We start from the raw sequence: 18457 nt of genomic DNA, 5'->3' as shown, positions 1-18457 counted from the left end.
GGCACACCCGCGCGCAGATCTCCTGTTCGCGGTAAGGCTGGATGATATAGACTTTGCCGTAGCGCTGCAGTGCCCGATCGACGCAGTCATTGAACCAGGATTTCGGCAGCTCCCAATAGGCCTCTGTCCCGCCGATCCACTCAGGCGGCGTTCGTCGCCCGTTCTGTAGCCATTGCCTGTTGTCGGCAGCAAATGGCAACCGCGCCCGAAGCCGTTCGCCAGCCCAGTTCGGCGCAGCACAACAGGAACCGGCTTCTGCTTCCCAGACATAGTTGAGGTCGAGCCGCACCATAGGGACCTACCTCCATCACGGGCGACCGCCCGAATCGCCGGCCTCATACTCGAGGCGCAACCACCGATACCGAGTTTCGCTTCAGATCTCTGTTAACGTTCACGACGTTAAGGACCCTATTCCCTTGAAGTGCGCCCCGAAGAAGCAGGGCACATTTTGCACAAAAATTGTTCCACCGGGCTACCCCTCACAGGCACCAATCTAGCGCAGTCCGCGACCCCTTATAGCCAAGGTTTACGCGAGCCCTCTCACACCCTCTCCGTTGAGGCTCCTTTGGCGGGGGGGCACCATGAAGGCGGGCATGACGCTCATGCTCGTCGGGGCGTACAGGTACGCGTAGGTGTCCTATCCCTGAGCGCCGCAGCAGCGCCACCGTCTCCTCGACGGCTTCGAGTACGAAATTCCGCCACACGGCCTCGCCTTCGTCGTCGGAGTCAGCCTCAGTCAAGAACTGCGGGCGAGGTACGATGCTGAGCGCAAGCTCGCCGGAAGTCCCGCCATCGCTGTCAGCAATCGCCTTTTCGCGTTTTGAGATCGGACTTTCGACCGGGCAGCTTACCGACCGATCATGGCTCCGGTCCGGCTGCTTAGGCCGACGGGCTTGCGGATGCAGGGCCGCGAAGTGAAGCGGCGCCGAGATCCAGCATGAACTGGCGCATATGCGCCGCAATCCTTTCCTGAATGCGAGATAAGAGCAGCCAACGTCACCTCAAATCCTATCAGGCTTGAGATCCGAATTGCGATTTGGCGAACACCTTTGGGCATCCATTCACACGCGTATGGACGCGACGACACTAGATCGGACTACTCGTCCTCGAAACCTGTCTCTTTGAGAGGCGCAAATTCCGTTGTGCCAAGCTTTGAGCTGTCCATGATCAGGCAGGTTCGATGCTTGAGGGCCCGACAGCCATGCAGGAACGAGCGAGGAATAGGATCAAAGGGCCTCCCCAGCCCGACAAGGACGGCCTAAACTCGCGCCCCATCTGCCGGATCCGCACCAGCATTTGTTTTGAGTGTTCTTGTTCTAAAGTCGAGCGCGGGTCCGGCAGGTGCCGCTAAGATTTGCGGCTTTGGTGCTAACCCGTTTGGTTGGAGAAAGTGAGTTTTCAGGTCTCGATACTTAAGATTCTCGCCGGCCAACCGGACGGCCGGGCGAGCCTTCCCGTCCTAAAGGATTACCTGGCGGTGTTCTACACCAGCGGTCCGGAGTGGACGGATCGTACGAAGCGATTGGCGGCGCGGGCGCCGGACCTCAATATTTTCGGACAAGGACTGGTTACGCGAGAACCCGGACAATGGATCATAACGGACAAAGGCCGGGCCTTTCTTGCTCTTCTGGAACAGAAGAGCGTACCTGACTCTCAGGCGCGAACGCTCGAAGGCATGGCTGAGCCCCCCCTTGCAAGTAAGCTTCCCGCGCTTGCGCCGGGCCGACAAGGTCACAGTGCCAGTCGCCGGCACCTCCGCCGAAAGCGGCTAAGGGCGCGCGATGGGCGTTCCACCTAGCTCATCCGTAAAGCTCACGCCCGGCGACGATGTTGCTCCATATCGTGCTGGAGCAACATTGCCCCCCCGCACCGGCCTGATGCCTTCGCAAACCATACTTAGATCGCGGTTGTTTGAGACGGAGACATTGTAGTGGCAACCGGTATTGTGAAGTGGTTCAGCGCGACAAAGGGTTAGGGATTTATTAAGCCCGATGATGGCGAAGCCGACGTAGCCGTGCACATCAGGTCAGTCGAGAAGGCCGGATACACCTCCTTGCTGAGGGGGCCCGGATCAGCTTCGAGCGCAAGACCGGCAGCTCCGGCAAAGTGTCCGCAGACAATCTGCGTATAGGATGACCTTTTTTCGCGGCGAGGGAAGACATGGTTCTCTAAGGACCAAGCCACCACAATACGAGGTGCACAGGCTGCCGTGCCTGCTTCCAAAGTAAGAGCTGCAAAGCCGGCTTTGGTGCCTCGCTGCTCACGTTCTCGCGCTCCATTGCAGCTCAAATGCGCATAAGGGCGGCGGTGGACATAAATCCGGCGGAGACAATCGAGTTTTTGACGGATTTAATCGCAACGATTTTGCGAATTTGCGTGGTACACTCGAAGCCGGCGCTGGGTGATATCCTCATAAATCGAACCGGAACGAATGGACTGGCTGTGGCGCCTGATTGATCGGGCGCTTTGGGCGTCAAAGTGATCAGCGAGGATCGGTCCTCTTTGCTGAGCCACCCAGCCAGCAAGCAATATTTTGAGGATGGAGCTCCTGAGATCAGATGCCACCCAAGCTGCCTGCATTAGCAACACGCTCCCGGAAGGAGCCACGCGCCAGCCAGGATCTACTCAGGCGTTTTACATGGGAGATCAGATCAATCGACATATGTCTTGACGATCTTCGGTCCTACCACGCGAATGCGCTTGGCATTACTGGTCCGCAAATGATGATCTTGATGGCTCTGACGGAGCTGGAAGAAGAGTATGGTGTTCCCGTCAATGCCGTCGCGAAGCTGATGAGAGTTGAGTCGGGTTTCATCACCAAGCAATCGAAGGAGCTCGAGAGTAAGCGGTTCGTGCGCCGGAAATCTGACATGAATGATGCCAGGTACGTCCTTTTGTCGCTCACGGACATCGCTCGCAAGAGCCTTGCGAGCATTGCAAGGCAGCAGGACGAGCTTGAACAGTTTGTCTTTGATTATCTCAGCATTCAGGAGTTCGCCAAACTGGCGGCCTGTTTGAGTGGACTCAGGTCTCGGTTGGAGAAGGCTCGGCTGCACGCCGCGCTGAACTCTGAGACAGATTGAGACAGTACTGGGAAGAACGCGGGCCTTCTGCTATCTTCCGAGAGACCATCTGAGCCAGAAGATTCGTTTCTAACAGTGTCGCCCCGCCCCGGGAGCGGGTATTGCCGTCCAGATGCAAGCACGGCACCGGGCGCAGTCGAACAGACGGCCCAATCAGCCGATTCACCGGTTGGGGTCGAGCGAACCGCGACAAGAGTCTGAACGGCGCGCACGTCCATCCAAAGCTGCTTGGCTGACCTGACGACGTTCGCCTCAGCGCAATTGCCTTCCCTGTCGCTCGAAGGCGTAGATCGGATTGATACCGCAATAGGCATAGGTGCCGGATGCGGTAGCCATGCACTGACTGTAGGTCGAGAACTGGCAGTTGCCCGGATATCCCCAGGCTCGGCCCTGCAGGCAATAAACGTCTTGGCGCGCCGGTGGGGTGTACGAATGAACCCGTGAAGCAGCGGTCGAACCTGATCCAAAGCTAACGAGGATAGGAAGTGCTAGGATTCCAGTCGCGAGAAGGTAACGCATGAGATCTCTTGCCTCCTTAATTCGCTGAAGGATAGAGTATCCGAATTAGATGGTTTGATCTTAGTCAATTGCCGGTGTCGGGTCCAGTTGGACCATTGTCAGCAAGACAATCACCCGTGGCAGAGCCTCGACGGGGGCACTTGAGCAGACGTTGATATCAGGGTGGGGCAATAAGAGGGCCGGAGCCGATTATCCGCGCCCGTCCTTGGTCCAGGACACACTCACTCGCAATCCGAAGCCGCCTTTCAAAGATACTCCGCAGTGAAACGCATCTTTCAAGCGCGACTTGGCTCCTTTGCGCAGCAGAACACTCGTATAGCAGTCGATTATCGATCGCTTCGTTCGCTCCGACGGGTGTTGCGGGGCCCCCACGTCGACCCAGGGCTATCGCATATGGCCGAGCATGCTGAGAAGGAAGGCATCGTCCCAGCCGGAGCGCTTGATTTTGCGCCGGATCGAGGCGCGGTCGGGGTGAGATCGCAGGATGTTGAGGGCAAGCCTGCGCAGGATGGCGAGGTTCTCGGGGGCATTGTCCTTTCGGGCACGATTGCCATCCTCGGCGAAATGAACGTCGAGCACCCAATGAAGCTGGTTCTCGATGCCCCAATGGCTGCGGGTGACGTGCAGCAGCCGCTTGGGCGAGATGTATTTGGAGAGGAGATAGTAGCGCACGACTGGCGTGTCGGCTGGCGTGCCCCGCGGGCGCCTGCGCGAGGTGACGCGCCCCACTGCGACAACTCCAGGAAAGCGGTGGTGTCTCGCCAGGCTGGTGTTGCGCATGACGGTGGCCTGCCGCGCTTCGCGCCGATCGTGGCTGGAAGGCTCGATCTGTGCAGCACTGCTGCGCTTGCCCGACCGCGCAAACTGCTGCGTAACCGCCTTGAACAAGGGGCCGCGGTTGGCCTTGACCACAAGGGCGTAATCGCCGCCTCGTTGCAGCACGGCGCTGGCAAAGGCGCGGCTGCAATGCAGCGCATCGGCGGTGACGATGCAGCCCCCCAGATTGAGAAGCTCCAGCACTTCCAAGGCGCCGGCCGTCTCGTTGCGACCGGGCGCTTTCTGCTGGGCCAAGGCCATGCGGGCTTCCACCGCGAAGACATTGACCAGATGCAGCGGCGTGGCCTTCCCGCCGTGTTCGTAGGCGCCGCGCAGCGCCTTGCCATCGACGGCCACCACCCCCGTGAGTTTGAGCCCATTGGCCTTGGCGAAGGCCGCCATGAAGCGACGGAATGTCTTCTCGAAGGCCTCCGGTTGAGTAGGCGGAACACGCGGCTGAACGTGTCGTGGCTCGGCACGCCATGCTCCAGGCGTAGGAAAAGCCGCAACAGCTCTTCCTTCGCCTCTCCGAAGTCCGCCATGTCCGAGCACGACTCTGCTCCGCACAGCGTGGCCGCCAGCGCGATGACCAAGACCTCCAGCAGATCGTGCTTGGCATTGGCCGCGCGCGGGTCCGGCAATTGACGAAAAGCCCTCGCAAATCTGCGCATCCGACCCCCTCCATGATTCGGGAGTCGTCTTCAGAATCTCTCTTGCTCTCCAATGCAATAGGCCAGAAAAATCCATATGCGATTCCCCTGCACGTCGACCGGAGGCCACACATTGCGTCACCTCAACTGGTGCGCACGCACTGCGTCACAACGACACCACTTCTTCACTTCGTAGCCGCTTGTTACAATGACATCCATAGATTGCGCCGGATCGATTCGCGAGGCTCCTATTCGCTTCGCATGTTCTGTTTCAGGAGTGTCGGACCATGTTCGTGAGCATCACCACAGACCATAGATCCCGAATCAATTCGCTCAGTGAGCTCGGCATATCGAGCGGCTCGAATCCGATCGTCAGCTTGAGTGAATTCACTTACAAGAAAGCTAAAACCATCTACATCGAGAGTGAGCCAGCCGAGTACGTCTATCAGGTCAGGAAAGGCGCGGTACGGACCTACAAATTACTCTCCGATGGGCGGCGCCAGATTGGCGCATTTCATTTGCCGGGTGATATTTTTGGACTCGAGAACGGCGGAGTCCGCCGATTGACGGCGGAAGCGATCATCCAAACCACTGTTCGCCTGATCAGGCGCCAACACCTCGAGACGGCCGCCGAGAATGACGGGGTTGTCTGGCGCACCTTGCTCAGCTTGACGACGAATAACTTGCAACACGCCGAAGACCATATGCTGCTGCTCGGACGTAAAACTGCTCTGGAGCGCGTTGCCGCGTTCTTGTACGAGATGGATGAACGACTCGCGGCTGCTGACGTGATCTCGCTCCCAATGTCTCGGCGCGACATCGCCGATTACCTTGGTTTGACCGTCGAGACCGTTTCGCGTGCAGTGTCGCAATTGCACACTGATGGCGTCCTCGATTTCATCGGCAACACCCAACGCGAGATTGTGATTCTGGACCGGCAGCGGCTCGCGAGCCTTGACCTGCAAAGCTAAGATGCGGAGGGCCTGAAAACCTTCGGTCGCGGTTAGGATCGCCCGCGCAGCAACTACCGCCTTCAGGAATAGATTGATGTCACCTCCGGGGGGCAACCAATCAGCCATCGAGTGTCCCGAACGCTGCGATGTGCCTTCGGGCGGTGCCGGTAAACACTGCCGGATCATACAGGCTCTTGAGCCGATGCCGGTGACGACGGCAAACCATTGCGATAGCCTCGACCGCCGTTTCGATCTCGAATGGAATGCACTCAGGTTTACGCGCGCCCTTGATGGCATCCAAGCTATGCATTTGTCGCCGCGACTTTGCGGACCATTTTTTGTGCCGCAGATTCTTTCTTTGGATGGCGCGCGGCTTCGAACGATCGCGCGAGCAAGAGCGGACACAGCGGACGGCGCCATCACGTATCGGATTGCCGATCTCGACACGTTGGAACTACCGAAGGCCACTCTTGACCTCGCTCACAGTGCGTTGACCTTCTACTGTTTGAGGATTTCGGCCGCCTCGCGCGTGCGATCCGTAGGATGCTGGTCCCCGGCAAGCATCGGCTTTCGCGATGGAGCATCCGATCTTCATGGCAGCAGCGCATCTACACTGGATCAGCGGTGAGGTCGGCGGACAGACCTGGCCTGTAAACTGCGGCTTGCGAATCCTAGGCACGGCGACCCAGCCGTTGTCGCAGGCGAGAGCGGCGGTGTCGGTCTCGCGGGCTTGCTGAAGGTTGCTTCCGACCAGAGCCTGCGGGAAAAGATCGGTCTTGGACCAGATGCGCAGGTCTTCCTGATCAACACCGAGGGCGCGACCGATCCTCGTTTGTACGAGGAGCTCGTCGGCCTGTCGCCAGGGCAGGTGACCGCGCGAAATACTACACTGACCAAGGACCAGTAGCGTAACGCTTGCGAGCCTTACGGCGTGATGGATCCCAATTGTCCGGGTCGGCACCCCACTTTTTGTTTCGATTCCTGCCGAAGCCTTTCAAGTCGCTCGAGTGGTTTCACCGCGAAGCTAACGCTCGCCTGCAAGACAGGTCCATGATCATCGCGAACTTCAATTGCCACGCGGTGATGCGGCCTGCTTCTGGCCTATTCGCGCGCCATCTCTGAGAGCGTAGTAGTCGCCTCTTCGCGCGCAGCTTCGTTATGTCCAGCTCGACACCTTCATCGTCACGGATAAATTGGCCGCCGTCACGGATATCAAATTGGTATCTTTTGATGATCGACTCGAACAGCCTTTCCGGCTTCAGATGGTGCCGCTCCCATATTCGAGTTGCCGATGCATGGCCTCAAATGGAATGGCGAGAGGCGCTCCGTGCCGGAAACATCCGGGCACTTCTTGGAGGGCAGCACTGTCCGTCCGGAGTAGCGCCTGACTTGCGGATTATGGGTGGCAGGAATGCGGCCCGACGGAATGCTCCCACGGCTCTCCGTCTGAACCAGGGCTGTTTTCGGTTGGGCGCCGGCAAGCATAGATGGTCCGGTATCGCGCGGCAGGCGGCACGCGGCACGCGGCACGCGGCATGATCTGCTCGCAAAGCCTGGAGCCGCTTTGCAAGCTCGGACTGGTTCAGCCATTCGATCGTGTCGTACTCACCTGCTTTCAAAGCTACCAGGCGATCGGGCGCAACGAATTGGACGGCACCTGCGCAGTCATTTCCAACATTTGAATGAGAGCGAAAACCGGCAATTGCAATCAGGGCTGTCCCCGGAGTTGCCGGCGTCGTGCCACGCGCTCTTTTGGAGCCATCTACCAAACCGGCCCCGCACAAACGTTTGTATGTATTGGACGGACGCTTCGAGCAGCTAAGTTGAACCGCCCAAAGAGTGCGCTAACATCGGAGAGGCTTCCTGGGCTTGACGACCTGCTCGCCCTCGTTTGGGATAGGCAATGGCTTCCTTCGGCCTATGGGGTCGGAGATCATCTCGATGAGCACTTCAATGAGTACTTTGATTCGCCTTCGCTACAGCACAATGGCGGACGAAAGCCCGGGCGGCGAATGGAGGTGGCGCGTGATCATGGAGAGAGATGGCGGATATGAGGAAGTTCTCGTAAAAGAGCTATCGATCAACGTGCCGTCATTCTCCCAGGCTGACGAGATGCCTGTTGTTGGGCGCAAGTACCATATTGCTTGCCAAGGCACACTCACCGTGAAAGACGGTCTCGGTATCATCAGGTGAACCGACACGACGGTGAGGCTCTCGACGGCGGTCCATGGGACGCTCTCCGCGCGCTCCTCTCCCACAATCGGCAGCAGCGTCGCTGCGATCTTCTCAGGGCGGTGTGACCGGCTTCTTTTCTTACGACCTAAACAAGACACTGGAACGGCTGCCGCGTCCGGCAGCGCAGGGACAAGGATTTCCGCAATCGGTTCTCGGTCGCTGAATGGAACATCGTCGGGTACGATTACCCGCAAATCTACTCCTGTTCTGTCTTGTGGGATGGATATTTGGGGCTAGTCTAGAAACTAAACTTCGAACCTGAGCCTTCGGAGAAAATCTTTGAGTCTATTCAAGAGTCCCGATAAGGGCCGTTGAAATGGCTCGAGCGAGAGCTTGGCGGTTTTCTGGATTGCTCACCATTGTCACATGGTTGCCTGGAACAGGTATCGCATGAATGGCCCCCGCATCGACGACCAGGTCCCAGCCAAGCTTTGGCAGGTTTGCATCGCGACCAGATTGCTTGTCAGGCGGTACCCAACGACTAAGAGGCTCACTGGCATAAAACTGGTATATTTCAATTGGGAGCGACGGAATGCGATACGATTGTAGCGCCCGGTGAAATGCCGCGGCTCTTTCATACGTCGAAACGTCACTGTGAAGATCGTGATCTGGAGCTAACGCTCCTGTTTGCTGCGCCTTTTCGAGCAACTCAGAGATGGAACATTGTTCCGTGTCGCGTTCTAAAACCTCGCGATATTCATCGCGCAAGATCCCACAACGATCCAAAACAAATTCTCGCGCCAAATTCTTCAGTGATCCGTTTGAAGAAGCCGAAGGTAGACTGACATCGATGAACGCCATGAATGACACAACTTCATCAACACTCAGTAACTGCTCGGCAATTGCATACGCCAGGATTGCACCTGATGAGTATCCAGCAAAGCGGTATGGGCCCCGTGGCTGGATCTGTTTAATCGCAACAATCACCTCCGCGGCCATCGCCTCAAGAGTCGGTGGACGAACGTCATCGAAATGCGGCCATGGCAGAGCGTAGACCGGGCAGTCTGCATCCATTTCCGCCGCCAAACCGAGGACATACGAACAATCGCCAAAGCCTGTCGGGACAAAGAAGAGCGGTGGCTGCGATCCGTTCGGTCGAACGGAAATCACCGCCGAGTGACTGGGCTGCACTTGCAAACGAATCTTCGATGCGAGGTCCTTCAGAACAGGTGCGCGGAAGAGGTCGGTGGCGCTAAAACTCAGCCCAAGATTTGATGCTCGACCGAGCATCTGTACGGCCAAGAGCGAGTGGCCGCCCAGTTCGAAGAAGTGGTCGTTGCGCCCGATGCGCTCGACACCAAGAAGCTCGGCCCAGATCTGCGCCAGCGCCGTCTCGACCGCACCTTGCGGCGACTGGTAGGCCGCCAGGGCATAGGCCTGATCGGACGGCGACGGCAGCGCATTCCGATCGAGCTTGCCGTTCACCGTGAGCGGAAGCGCCGCCAGCCGCACGAACGCACTCGGCACCATGTAGTCCGGCAGCCGCGCACTCAAGTGCGCCCGCAAGGTGCCCGCAACCCCGCCTCCGTCGCCCTCGTCCGCGCCGGCCTCGGGCGCGCAGACCACATAGGCGATCAGATGCTTGTCGCCGGCGCCGTTCTGGCGCGCCACCACCACCGCCTCGCGCACCCAGGCATGCTCGCAAAGCCGCGCGACGATCTCGCCCGGCTCGATGCGGTAGCCGCGAATCTTCACCTGGTCGTCGTTGCGGCCCAGGAACTCAAGATTGCCGTCCGGCAGATAACGTGCAAGGTCGCCGGTCCGGTACAGCCGATCGCCCTCGACAAAGGGACTGGCGATGAAGCGTTCGGCGGTCAGCTCAGGGCGGTTGAGGTAGCCCCGCGCCACCCCCGCCCCACCAATGTAAAGCTCGCCGACCGCGCCGAACGGCACGGGCGCGCCATGGCCGTCCAGCAAGTACACCCGCGTGTTGGCGATTGGGCGCCCGATCGGGACCACCGACCCATTGAAATCAGCCGGGCAAGGCCAGATCGTCGCGCAGACTGTTGTCTCGGTCGGGCCATAAGCATTAACCATTGATGCTGGAGCCAGACTTCGGATGAGTTCTGGCTTCGGCAGCTCTCCAGCAAGAATGAGAACTTGCACAGCCAAACATTCCGGATTTGTCTGAAGCAACGCTGGGGGCAATGTCGCGTGGGTGATGGCTTCGCTTTGGAGATAATCCGATAGCTTGTTACTCGCTTGACGGATCTCTTCCGCGGGCAAGTGCAAAGCGGCTCCGGAGCCAAACGCCATAACAAGCTCCCAAGCGCTTGCATCAAAAGCAATGGAGGCGAACTGCACGACTCGGCTGTTGGAAGAAGCGCCAAAGAGGCCGAGTTGAGCCCACAGCAGATTAACCAATCCTTGATGCTGGACCATGACCCCCTTTGGGGTTCCGGTTGAGCCTGAGGTGTAGATCACATAAGCGAGATGGCCCGATGTGAGGCCAAGCGTGTGCCGGTCCGGGTTCGAAGCCGGCCGTTCGGCCCACGCGGGCGTGCCCGTCTCCAGATCAATGACCGTGACATCGGTCAGCACTTCGGGGCCGAGTGCTGCGCGACCGACGACGTCGCAAAGCAGCAGGCGCGGCGCGGCATCGTTGACAACCTGCCGCAGCCGCTCACTGGGATAGGCTGGGTCCAGCGGCAGATAGGCACCGCCCGCCTTCAGGATCGCCAAGATGCCAACCATCATCATGAGGCTGCGTTCGAGGCAGATTGCCACCGGCTGGTCCGGCTTGACCCCAAGCTCGATCAGAAGATGCGCCAGCCGGTTGGCCCGCGCGTTGAGCTCGCCATAGCTCAGCCGCTCGTTTGCGCAGACCAGCGCCACCGCATCCGGCGCCTTTTGCACCTGCGCCTCGAACAGCTCATGGACGCACTGCTCTGATGGATAGGCCTCTTCCGTCCGGTTCAGATCCTCGAGCAGATAGGTGCGCTCCTCAGCCGGCAAGATGTCGAGCTTGCGTACCGGCGTATCCGGGGCATGCTCCAGCGCCTCTGCCAGTTGCTCGAGCACCCGCTGCATGTAGCCGCAGATCCGATCCGCCGAGATTGGCTCCGCCACCTGCACAGTGAGGCCCAGCGCCTCGCCAAAATCCTCCACCGACAGGGTCAGGGGATAGTTGGTGCGTTCCTCCCCGCCCAGCCATTCCATGCCCGACAAGACATTATCCGTCCCGGAGCCGGGCACAGCCGGCGCCGTGTTGTGACGATAGTTCAACAGCGTGCTGAACAGCGGCGCCGACGCCGCAATAGCGCTGCAGCGCTGCGCCAGCGCCAGCGAGGCATGCTCATGTGCCAGCAGCTCGGCCAGGCGGGCGTGCGTGGTCCGCACGCTCGCCTCGACGGCGGTCCCATCAAGATCAAGCCGCAGCGGCAGGGTGTTGATGAACAGCCCCATGGCGCGGTCGGCGCCGGCGCTGCCCTGCAAGCGGCCTAACAGCACCGTGCCGAACACCACCTGCTCGCGGCCGCTGCTGCGCGCCACCACCTGTCCCCACGCCAGATGGCACAGGCTCGCCAGACTGACGCCCAGCCGCCGCGCCTGTTCGCGCAGCCGCGCATGGAGCACTGACGGCAGCATCCGATGAGCCTCACGTACCCCGCCGCCGTCGCCGCGCACCTCGCTCAAGCCGAAGGGCATGGTCGGCTCGTCGATGTCGGCCAGCAGCTCCCGAAAGAACGCTTCATCAGCCTTGGCATCACGGCGTAGGTGCGCCTGGGCCACCAGATTGCGGAATGGCTGCGGCGCCGTCAGCTCATGCTGGCGCCCCTCCAGCTCGGCCCGGACCTCAGCATGCATCACGTCCCGCGTCGTGTGATCCCCGATCAGATGATGCTGCAGCTCCAGCAGCAGCCAGCGCGCGCTATCGGGCTCGCGCGCAATCACAAACCGCAGTAGTGGCGCTCGGCCAAGCTCGATGCGGTGCCGACGCGGGTCAAATCGATCCTTAAGCTGCGCGGCGCCAGGACCAGCAGACCCGTCCAGCTCGACCTCGGTCACCTCCAGTTGCGCCTTCCGCCACACCACCTGCGCCGGCCGCGACAACCCCTCCCAGACGAACGAGGTACGCAGGATGTCATGCCGATCCACCACCCGCTGGACCGCGGCAAGATAGCGCTCGAGCAGCCCACGGTCGGCAAACGCCATCTGCGACACCAGCAGGTACGGATCGCCCTTTGCCGCTAGCAAATGATGGAACAGGATGCCGTCCTGCAGCGGCGACAAGCCATAAATGTCCTGGATGTTGCCGACCCCGCCGGGCACTGTGGCGAGGATCCGGTCGATCTCGTCCTGCGCCAGCTCGATCAGCGGCAACATCTCTGGCGTGATCGCCGTACTCTGTTCGCTGATCAGGTTGGCAGGGACCGCCACCTCGTGATGGCGGCCCAGGCTTGCGGCCAGATCCGCCAGCACCGGCTTGACGAACAAGGTGCGCACCTCGATGCGCAGTGACCGCCGCCGTAGACGCTCGATCATTTGCACCGCCAAGAGCGAGTGCCCTCCCAGTTCGAAGAAGTTGTCGTGCCGTCCGACCCGCTCCAGCCCCAGCAGCTCGGCCCAGATCTGCGCCAGCACCGTCTCCATCTCGCCCTGTGGCGGCGCGTAGGTCCGGCGCGCATACGCCTCGTCGCCCGGGGCCGGCAGCGCGTTTCGATCGAGCTTACCGTTCAGCGTCAGCGGAAGCGCCGCCAGCCGCACGAACGCACTCGGCACCATGTAGTCCGGCAGCCCCGCACTCACATGCGCCCGCAAACCGCCGGCAAGATCAGATTCCTCAGCTTCGGCGGCAACGACATACGCAACGAGGTGCTGCTCGCCGCGACCATCCTCGCGCGCCACCACCACCGCCTCGCGCACGAACGGGTGCTCGCAAAGCCACGCCGCGATCTCGCCGGGCTCGATGCGGAAGCCGCGGAGCTTCACCTGGTCGTCGTTGCGGCCTAAAAACTCCAGATTGCCGTCCGGCAGGTAGCGCGCCAGGTCGCCGGTCCGGTACAGCCGGTCGCCCTCGACAAAGGGACTGGGGATGAACCGCTCCGCTGTCAGCTCAGGGCGGTTCAGGTAGCCCCGCGCCACCCCCGCCCCGCCAATGCAGAGCTCGCCCACCGCACCGAACGGCACCAGCCCGCCATGACCATCCAGCAAATAGACCCGCGTGTTCGCAATAGGACGGCCAATCGGGACGATGGCCTCATCAAACTCAGCCGGGCAGCTCCAGGATGTAACGTCGATCGCGGCCTCAGTCGGACCGTAGAGATTGTGCAGGGCCGTCCAGGGCAATACGCGCCGAACCCTATACACACTAGCGGCAGGGAGCGCCTCGCCGCTGCATAAAACCTGCCGCAGCGATGTGCAGCGGTCAACACTCTTCGCCTCCAAAAAGCTGACCAGCATGGATGGTACGAAGTGAACCGTCGTGATGCGCTGGGTGACAATCAAGTCGACCAGTGCATCGGGATCTCTGTGCGCACCGGGCGGGGCCAGTACCAGCGTTGCCCCTTCAAGCAAAGTCCAAAAGAACTCCCAGGCCGAGACATCGAAGCTAAATGGCGTCTTCTGCAACACGACGTCTGTTGGTTTCAGACCATAGGCGTTCTGCATCCAGATCAGGCGATTAACGATAGCCCGATGCTCATTCTGTGCCCCTTTGGGCGTGCCTGTGGATCCCGAGGTGTAGATCACATAGGCGAGATTGCGAGAGGTCAAGCTGAGCGCGCACGGGTCTGGATCCGCTTCCGGCAGGTTGGCCCAGGCCGGGGCCGCAGCATCGAGCTCCACCACGCTCACATCGGCCGGCACATCCGCGCCCAAAGCTGCACGGCCGGCCACATCGGTCAGTAGCAGGCGGGGCACCGCATCGTTGAGCACCTGGCGCAGCCGCGCCGACGGATAGGCCGGGTCCAGCGGCACATACGCCCCGCCGGCTTTCAGGATGGCCAAAAGCCCCACCACCATCATCGGACTGCGCTCAACGCAGATCGCAACCGGCTGGTCCGGCCTGACCCCGAGGGCGATCAGGTGATGCGCCAGGCGGTCGGCCTGCGCATTGAGCTCGGCATAGCTCAGCCGCTCATCTTCGCAGACCACCGCCACCGCATCCGGCGCCCTGTGCACCTGCGCTTCGAACAGCTCGTGGATGCAGCGCTCCGTAGGATACGACGCCGCCGTCCGGTTCAGCTCCTCCAGCAGATACGTGCGCTCGGCAGTCGAGAGCAGCTCGATCCGGTGGACCTCTTGCTGTGCATCGGCAGCCATCGCCCGCAGCAGCGCCAGCAGATAACCACGCTGCCGCTCGATCGTCGCCTGATCAAACAGCGCCGTGGCATAACCCAGCGTTCCGGCGATCTCCTCGCCATGCTCGCCAAGGTTCAGCTCCAGATCGAACTTGACCTGATCAATCTCCTCCCCGGCAGGTTCGACGCACAGCCCCGGCAGGTCCAATGACCCAACCGCATTGTTCTCCCAGGCCAGCATCACCTGCAACAACGGCGTGTGGTCAAGAGCCCGGGGCGGCTGCACGATCTCCACCACCTGCTCGAACGGCAGGTCCTGATGCTCCTGCGCAGCCAGCACCGTGCGCCGCGTCCGCTCCAGAAGCTCCGACACGCGCGGCTCGCCCGACAGGTCCAGCCGAAGCGCCAGGGTGTTGACGAAGAACCCTATCAGCTCTTCGATCTCGCGGTGCCCCCGATTGGCGCTCGGCACGCCAATCACAAGATCGTCCTGCCCGGACAGACGCGACAGCACCGCCGCCCAGGCCGCCAGCACCGTCATGAACAACGTCGTGCCATGCTGCAGGCTCAGCCGCTTCAGCTCTCGGGTCAAATCCGCATCGACGGTGATCGGGACCGTGGCCGCGGCAAAGGACTGCTGGGCAGGCCGCGCACGGTCCGTCGGCAAGACAAGACGGGCTGTGCCTGCCAGGGCGCTGCGCCAATACTGCGCCTGCTTCTGCAACCGTTCCCCCGACAGCCATTGGCGTTGCCAGGCGGCGTAATCCGGATACTGGATCGCAAGCGGCGGCAGAGGATCGTCCTGCCCAGCCTGGAATGCCCGGTAGAGCTGGCTAAGTTCACGCAGCAGCACGCCCATCGACCAACCGTCCGAGACGATGTGATGCTGGGTCAGCAGGAAGACGTGCTCCTCATCCGACATCCGCACCAGACGCCCGCGGATCAGCGGACCGCGCGCAAGATCGAATGGCGTGCGCCCCTCTTCATGACACAGATCCAAAAATGCCGCTTCCGCATCCGATCTCTCCCGCAGATCATGCTCAACTATCGGTAGACCCGCATCCGGCGACAAAATCTCAACCCGGGGCTTGCCCTGGGTCGCGACAAACACACTGCGCAGCGCCTCATGACGCGCAAACAGATGGTCAAGGCTGCGCCGCCAAGCGCTGCGGTCGAGCATCCCGCGCAATCGCAAGGCCAGCGGAATGTGATAGTTGGTGCTGCCTTCGTTCAGCTGCGCCAAAAACCATAGCCGCTGCTGCGCAAACGACAGCACAAGCGGCTCATGCCGCGACACGGCTGCAATCGACGGCAGCTCTTGTGGACCGGAGCTGCTCAACAGCTCGACGATGCTTGCCGCCAGGTCAGCCAGCACTGGCCTTGCGAACAGCGCCGACAGTGGCAGTTCGACCCCGACAGCCTGTGACAGCCGGCTCGACATCTGCACGGCCAAGAGCGAGTGGCCGCCCAATTCGAAGAAGTGGTCGTTGCGCCCGATGCGCTCGACACCGAGGAGCTCGGCCCAGATCTGCGCCAGCGCCGTCTCGACCGCACCTTGCGGCGACTGGTAGGCCGCCAGCGCATAGGCCTGATCGGACGGCGACGGCAGCGCATTCCGATCGAGCTTGCCGTTCACCGTGAGCGGAAGCGCCGCCAGCCGCACGAACGCACTCGGCACCATGTAGTCCGGCAGCCGCGCACTCAAGTGCGCCCGCAAGGCGCCTGCAACCCCGCCTCCATCGCCCTCGTCCGCGCCGACTCCCCCCCCCCCCCCCCCCCCCCCCCCCCCCCCCCCCCCCCCCCCCCCCCCCCCCCCCCCCCCCCCCCCCCCCCCCCCCCCCCCCCCCCCCCCCCCCCCCCCCCCCCCCCCCCCCCCCCCCCCCCCCCCCCCCCCCCCCCCCCCCCCCCCCCCCCCCCCCCCCCCCCCCCCCCCCCCCCCCCCCCCCCCCCCCCCCCCCCCCCCACCACCACCGCCTCGCGCACCCAGGCATGCTCGCAAAGCCGCGCGACGATCTCGCCCGGCTCGATGCGGTAGCCGCGGATCTTCACCTGATCGTCGTTGCGGCCCAGGAACTCAAGATTGCCGTCCGGTAGATAACGTGCAAGGTCGCCGGTCCGGTACAGCCGATCGCCCTCGACAAAGGGACTGGCGATGAAGCGTTCGGCGGTCAGCTCAGGGCGGTTGAGGTAGCCCCGTGCCACCCCCGCCCCGCCAATGTAAAGCTCGCCGACCGCGCCGAACGGCACGGGCGCGCCATAGCCATCCAGCAAGTACACCCGAGTGTTGGCGATTGGACGCCCGACGTGAGGCATCTGGGGCCAACATGACGGATCAGCTGCAAGGTGGTGCTCGGAAATGACGCTGATTTCCGTGGACCCATATTGATTGATCAATCTCGCGTTCGGATGTGCTTCGAAGAACGCCCTGAGCAGTGGAGTGGCCTGCAATCGCTCGCCGGCAGTATAAAGCTCTCTTAAGGAGGGCAGCTGCACGCGCTGCGTGCTCCAGACTTCCGCAAAATGATTCAATGCCACGAACGGGAGGAAAAGCCGCTCGATCGCTTCCCGCTCTACAAATTCCAGCAGGTCGGAGAAGCGCCTCCGGGTCTCTTCCCGCACGAGCACAAGCACTCCGCCGTCCTTCCAACAGATGAACAATTCCTGGCAGGACACATCGAAGTTCAGGGTCGCGAATTGAAGTGTGCGCAGTTTTGACGTGCCAATCCCCGCAAGCGAATTCACAAGCGCGCCGTGGGACATTTCCACGCCCTTTGGGATTCCGGTTGAGCCGGAGGTATAGATGACATAGGCGAGATGGCGTGATGTGAGGCCAAGCGTGCTCGGGTCCGGGTTCGAAGCCGGCCGCTCGGCCCAGGCCGGGGTCGCCGTCTCCAGATCGACCACAGTCGCACCGGCCACGGCCTCCGCACCCAATGCCGTTAGACCGCCGGCATCGCAAAGCAGCAGTTTCGGGTCTGCATCGCCAACAATCTGCCGCAGCCGCGCCGACGGATAAGCCGGATCTAGCGGCAGATACGCGCCACCCGCTTTCAGGATCGCCAAGAGACCAACCACCATCGCCAGGCTGCGTTCGAGGCAGATCGCCACCGGCTGGTCCGGCTTGACCCCGAGCTCGATCAAATGATGCGCCAGCCGGTTGGCCCGCGCATTGAGCTCGCCATAGCTCAGTCTCTCTTTCTCATAGACCACCGCCACCGCTTCCGGTGCCTTTTGCACCTGCGCCTCGAACAGCTCATGGATACATCGCTCAAACGGATAAGGCGCCGTCGTCCGATTCAAATGCTCAAGTAGATACGCGCGTTCGTCGGCGGCCAGAATGTCTATTCGGCCGACAGGCTGCCCAGCATCGGCCATCACGCTGCGTAACAAAGTTTGCAAATGCTGCGTCATGCGGTCGATCTGCTTGGACGCTAATCGAGCGGCGTCAAAATGCCAGCGGAAGCTCCCATCCAGAGCGCGAACCTCAAAGGTCAGCAAATCGCCGCACAAGGCATGGCAAGCTATGTGGTTCGTCGTCAGATCGTCAGCGACGGCACAGCTCTCTGTCGTGATTGCAATACCAATCGGCCAAGGCTGGCGCGCCCGTAGCGCCTCCACTCCTCGCAATGTCGGGCAGCGCGCGATAAGATCTCGGGTAAAGCTAGCGTGCGCCCTCAGCTGAGCGACTTCGGCCGCTACGGTTTTGCGCACTTCTTCAAAATCGAGAGCAAGCTCAATGCAAACATCCATCGGCACGACGGAGGCCATTAAGAGTTTGGAGCCAGTTTGCAATCGGTCCCATGCGGGCTTCCATCCCAGTTGAAGCTCTTTTTGCCCCGTGATCCGAGCGAGATAGATCAGCCAAGCCGCTACCAAATATTCCGAGCGATCTTGTGGGGAAAGCTTAGCCAAACCGCCTGGGCTAAACCATGAACTCGACTGCCATCGGGAAGGCGCCG

The 18457-nt window shown here is 61.4% G+C and carries 11 protein-coding genes and 2 pseudogenes; 8 read left to right on the top strand and 5 right to left on the bottom strand.

Annotated features, from left to right (window positions below; all coding sequences use genetic code 11):
- The coding region (locus XH79_RS15115) for a hypothetical protein (RefSeq protein ID WP_271582136.1) at positions 1 to 292 on the bottom strand (292 nt) is incomplete at its 3' end.
- 1689 nt (positions 293 to 1981) lie between these two features.
- Here XH79_RS15115 and XH79_RS15110 point away from each other — a divergent pair.
- Both XH79_RS15110 and XH79_RS15105 read left to right on the top strand, forming a co-directional pair.
- A pseudogene (locus XH79_RS15110) lies at positions 1982 to 2136 on the top strand (cold-shock protein).
- A gap of 422 nt (positions 2137 to 2558) precedes the next feature.
- Positions 2559 to 3083, top strand: a complete 525-nt coding sequence (locus XH79_RS15105) for a transcriptional regulator, SarA/Rot family (protein WP_271527540.1) — start codon at positions 2559 to 2561, stop codon at positions 3081 to 3083.
- A gap of 252 nt (positions 3084 to 3335) precedes the next feature.
- On the opposite strand, the gene XH79_RS15100 is transcribed toward XH79_RS15105, so the two are convergent.
- A complete protein-coding gene (locus XH79_RS15100) occupies positions 3336 to 3602 on the bottom strand; it encodes a DUF3551 domain-containing protein (protein WP_128948543.1) in 267 nt (88 codons plus the stop codon).
- 384 nt (positions 3603 to 3986) lie between these two features.
- Positions 3987 to 5089, bottom strand: a pseudogene (locus tag XH79_RS15095) (ISAs1 family transposase).
- 266 nt (positions 5090 to 5355) lie between these two features.
- Between XH79_RS15095 and XH79_RS15090 the strand changes: the two are divergent.
- The 6 genes from XH79_RS15090 (at position 5356) to XH79_RS43285 (ending at position 8419) form a co-directional block, all read left to right on the top strand.
- On the top strand, positions 5356 to 6039 hold the full coding sequence (locus XH79_RS15090) for a helix-turn-helix domain-containing protein (protein WP_271527539.1): 684 nt from the start codon (positions 5356 to 5358) through the stop codon (positions 6037 to 6039).
- A 76-nt stretch (positions 6040 to 6115) separates the two neighbouring features.
- The gene (locus XH79_RS43125; protein ID WP_333921540.1) at positions 6116 to 6649 is read left to right on the top strand and encodes a hypothetical protein; all 534 of its coding nucleotides are present in this window, start codon (positions 6116 to 6118) and stop codon (positions 6647 to 6649) included.
- Positions 6650 to 6751: 102 nt separating this feature from the next.
- Positions 6752 to 6928 (top strand): hypothetical protein, encoded by a 177-nt coding sequence (locus XH79_RS15080; protein WP_333921538.1) that lies wholly within the window; start codon positions 6752 to 6754, stop codon positions 6926 to 6928.
- Between the two features lie 580 nt (positions 6929 to 7508).
- Positions 7509 to 7703, top strand: coding sequence for a hypothetical protein (locus tag XH79_RS15075; RefSeq protein ID WP_271582135.1), 195 nt, complete (start codon positions 7509 to 7511; stop codon positions 7701 to 7703).
- A gap of 259 nt (positions 7704 to 7962) precedes the next feature.
- Positions 7963 to 8214 (top strand): hypothetical protein, encoded by a 252-nt coding sequence (locus tag XH79_RS15070; RefSeq protein ID WP_271527538.1) that lies wholly within the window; start codon positions 7963 to 7965, stop codon positions 8212 to 8214.
- 34 nt (positions 8215 to 8248) lie between these two features.
- Positions 8249 to 8419 (top strand): hypothetical protein, encoded by a 171-nt coding sequence (locus tag XH79_RS43285; RefSeq protein WP_442868910.1) that lies wholly within the window; start codon positions 8249 to 8251, stop codon positions 8417 to 8419.
- Between the two features lie 122 nt (positions 8420 to 8541).
- Here the strand turns inward: XH79_RS43285 and XH79_RS15065 are convergent, their stop codons facing one another.
- Together XH79_RS15065 and XH79_RS15060 are read right to left on the bottom strand one after the other, a co-directional pair.
- Entirely contained in the window at positions 8542 to 16203 is a 7662-nt protein-coding gene (locus XH79_RS15065) for a non-ribosomal peptide synthetase (RefSeq protein ID WP_271582134.1), read from the bottom strand.
- Positions 16200 to 17735, bottom strand: coding sequence for an amino acid adenylation domain-containing protein (locus tag XH79_RS15060; RefSeq protein ID WP_271582133.1), 1536 nt, complete (start codon positions 17733 to 17735; stop codon positions 16200 to 16202). Before XH79_RS15060 ends, XH79_RS15065 begins: the two co-directional genes overlap by 4 nt.
- Between the last annotated feature and the right edge of the window lie 722 nt (positions 17736 to 18457).

The organism is Bradyrhizobium sp. CCBAU 45389, assembly GCF_028128625.1.
GTDB classification, from domain to species: domain Bacteria; phylum Pseudomonadota; class Alphaproteobacteria; order Rhizobiales; family Xanthobacteraceae; genus Bradyrhizobium; species Bradyrhizobium liaoningense_B.
This window is presented reverse-complemented; position numbering and strand designations above follow the sequence as displayed.

Excerpts from the sequence above, each read along its gene's own strand:
- XH79_RS43125 (WP_333921540.1), top strand. The coding sequence starts at position 6,116 with ATGTCACCTCCGGGGGGCAACCAATCAGCCATCGAGTGTCCCGAACGC.
- XH79_RS15070 (WP_271527538.1), top strand. The coding sequence starts at position 7,963 with ATGAGCACTTCAATGAGTACTTTGATTCGCCTTCGCTACAGCACAATG.
- XH79_RS15090 (WP_271527539.1), top strand. The coding sequence starts at position 5,356 with ATGTTCGTGAGCATCACCACAGACCATAGATCCCGAATCAATTCGCTC.
- XH79_RS15100 (WP_128948543.1), bottom strand. The coding sequence starts at position 3,602 with ATGCGTTACCTTCTCGCGACTGGAATCCTAGCACTTCCTATCCTCGTT.
- XH79_RS43285 (WP_442868910.1), top strand. The coding sequence starts at position 8,249 with ATGGGACGCTCTCCGCGCGCTCCTCTCCCACAATCGGCAGCAGCGTCG.
- XH79_RS15075 (WP_271582135.1), top strand. The coding sequence starts at position 7,509 with ATGGTCCGGTATCGCGCGGCAGGCGGCACGCGGCACGCGGCACGCGGC.
- XH79_RS15105 (WP_271527540.1), top strand. The coding sequence starts at position 2,559 with ATGCCACCCAAGCTGCCTGCATTAGCAACACGCTCCCGGAAGGAGCCA.